Source organism: Lentzea jiangxiensis, assembly GCF_900104175.1.
Classification (GTDB): Bacteria; Actinomycetota; Actinomycetes; order Mycobacteriales; family Pseudonocardiaceae; genus Lentzea; species Lentzea jiangxiensis.
Map to the genome: position 1 here is coordinate 1 of NZ_FNIX01000052.1, position 2,057 is coordinate 2,057.

A 2,057-nucleotide genomic window follows, 5' to 3' on the forward strand; every position below is an offset into this window, starting at 1 on the left:
AACGCCCGCGCCCAACCCAAGACCGGCTTCGCCACCGACTCACCCATCCGCACCTGGACCCATTACCCGGCCAAGATTGCGTGACGCAGCACTAGTTCAGGAGATCTTCCAGACGGCGGCAACGACCGGGCACGATCCGAGGTTGGACGGCCTGTTGCTCCGGTTGCACTTGGAGACCGCCGCACGCCCCAGCGGCGCACGGAGATTGCGGCGGAAAGACCTGGACCCCATCCGGCTGCTGATCACGCTGACGGAGAAGGGATTGCGGCGTCCGCAGCCGGTTTCCCGGACGTTGATGAATGCTCTGCTCGACCATGCGCAGGAGCGTGGTGTTCGAGACGGGTAGCCCAGCATCCGCAAGGTGATCGGGTTGGGCACCTCGGCACCGCCCGTCTGCTCCACGGAGAGCGTCACCAGCTCGACGGCCACGGCCGCCATGTACTCCTCAATGAACAAGGCGTGCCAGCGCTTCAGCGTGCCGGAGATGAACATGCGCGCGACCGGTACTGCCGTGGGGCGTGCAACCAACTCAAGGGCTGCCACGAACCGAGGCTCTTCACGCATGCGGGGCACCTCGGCTTGAACGACCTCGTCCACGCGAACGGGAACGGCCATCACGGCGTCCACAACAGACGTAACTTCGTGACCAAGGTGGGCGCTCCCGACTCATCCGGCTCGGGCAGCCCGAGTAGATCGGCCACAACCTCCTGGAGATCCGCGCCCGACTTCCTCCACACACACCCGCCGCCGTACTCGTCGGCCAACAGCCGCACGCCGCTCACGTTGGTGCTGTCGAAGATGAAGAGCGCGTCGGTGTACTGCTTCCGGCTCATACTGGCGGCCAGGCCGGTCAGTCGATGGGCTTCGTCTTCGATGACTCGAAAGATCCACCCGGCCCGCCTGACATCCACCAACTGTTGTAGCTCCGGGTACCTCAGCAGAGCGTCTTCTTCGGTGATCGGAGTGTTCATCCGGTCAGCACCTCGCATCGCGCGGGGAGCTGCGTGAGCTGGCGGCGGATGATCGCTGCGGACTGCTCGGGCGGACGGCTTGAGCAGTCCACCTTGAACACCTCGAAACCCGCGCCGTGCAGGGTCTCTGCGGCCTGCCGGTAGAACTCCACTTCGGTGTAGCTGCTGCCGGGCGTGTGCTGGAAGCGGTTGTGCGGGCCGCGTTCAGTGAGACGGCTCGCGATCACTTCAGGGTCGGCTTCAAGGATGACTGCGAGGTCGGGCCGCCTGGCTTCTGCGTTGAGGTGCCACAAGAACTGCGGTGCCACGCCGTCGAAACGCTGGATCACCAGGCCCGACGCGATGTAGCGATCGGAGATGACCGTGTGACCGTTCCGCAAGAGCGGCAGAATCTCGTGCTCAACGTGGTGGTACCTGTCGGCCGCGTACAAGCAGGCAAGCGCGTGGCCGGTCACCGTCTCGGTCAACTCAGAGGCGAGCTTGCCGATAGGGCCGCCAGACGGCTCGGCAGTCAGGTGGACGTGTTCGCCCTTAGCCGGCAACATCTGAGCGAGGTGGCGAACGATCGTGGTCTTGCCCGCGCCGCTTGGGCCATCAACGGTGATGAACAGGCCGCGTCCGCAGTCAGAAGAGAGCTGGCTCTTCATCGGAACCACCCCCTGCCGGTTGATCCCGTAGCTCCTCGAGGCTCCGCCGGCCTGCCAGAAGGACGAAGAGCCTTGCCGTCACGATCGCGTCGTATTTGGCCCGGTGCGGCTTCTCTTCGCCGTCGAGGCCGCTTGCAAGCTCGTACTTCTCGACGAGCGCGCTGAGCTTGTAGGACGGGAGACCAGGCAGCAGGCGCCTGGCGAGCTTGAGCGTGTCGAACACTTCCGGGCATTCCCAGTCGCCGAGCTTGCGCTGGATGACTCCAACATCCACGTGCGCGTTGTGGCCGATAAGAACTCCTAACTCAATGAGAGGTTGCGGAGTCGGCGCCAGCAGATGATGCCGCAGGCCAGGCTGAGGAAGGCTTCGTGGATGTCGTCGCGGATCTCCCAGCGGGTCCGCAGGCGGCGGAACCAGTGCAGCAGCGCGAAGGTCTGC

At 64.8% G+C, this 2,057-nt stretch carries 4 protein-coding genes; all 4 read right to left on the reverse strand.

Going from position 1 to position 2,057, the window contains the following annotated elements:
- Positions 1 to 96: 96 nt before the first annotated feature.
- Genes BLQ91_RS39885 through BLQ91_RS39900 form a run of 4 tightly spaced genes read right to left on the reverse strand, consistent with a single transcriptional unit; the run spans position 97 to position 2,036 of the window.
- Positions 97 to 564, reverse strand: coding sequence for a hypothetical protein (locus BLQ91_RS39885; protein ID WP_143023125.1), 468 nt, complete (start codon positions 562 to 564; stop codon positions 97 to 99).
- 50 nt (positions 565 to 614) lie between these two features.
- Positions 615 to 971: a hypothetical protein gene (locus BLQ91_RS39890; RefSeq protein ID WP_090105783.1), complete on the reverse strand. Its 357-nt coding sequence runs from the start codon at positions 969 to 971 to the stop codon at positions 615 to 617.
- Positions 968 to 1,618 (reverse strand): dTMP kinase, encoded by a 651-nt coding sequence (gene tmk / locus BLQ91_RS39895; RefSeq protein ID WP_090105785.1) that lies wholly within the window; start codon positions 1,616 to 1,618, stop codon positions 968 to 970. Before tmk ends, BLQ91_RS39890 begins: the two co-directional genes overlap by 4 nt.
- Complete coding sequence (locus BLQ91_RS39900) at positions 1,596 to 2,036, reverse strand: 3'-5' exonuclease (protein ID WP_425412586.1); 441 nt, start codon at positions 2,034 to 2,036, stop codon at positions 1,596 to 1,598. The genes tmk and BLQ91_RS39900 overlap by 23 nt, the downstream gene beginning before the upstream one ends.
- Positions 2,037 to 2,057: the final 21 nt, after the last annotated feature.

What these genes read in the sequence shown, in the direction of transcription:
- BLQ91_RS39885 (WP_143023125.1), bottom strand. Translation starts at nt 564, where the DNA reads ATGCGTGAAGAGCCTCGGTTCGTGGCAGCCCTTGAGTTGGTTGCACGC.
- BLQ91_RS39890 (WP_090105783.1), bottom strand. Translation starts at nt 971, where the DNA reads ATGAACACTCCGATCACCGAAGAAGACGCTCTGCTGAGGTACCCGGAG.
- tmk (WP_090105785.1), bottom strand. Translation starts at nt 1,618, where the DNA reads ATGAAGAGCCAGCTCTCTTCTGACTGCGGACGCGGCCTGTTCATCACC.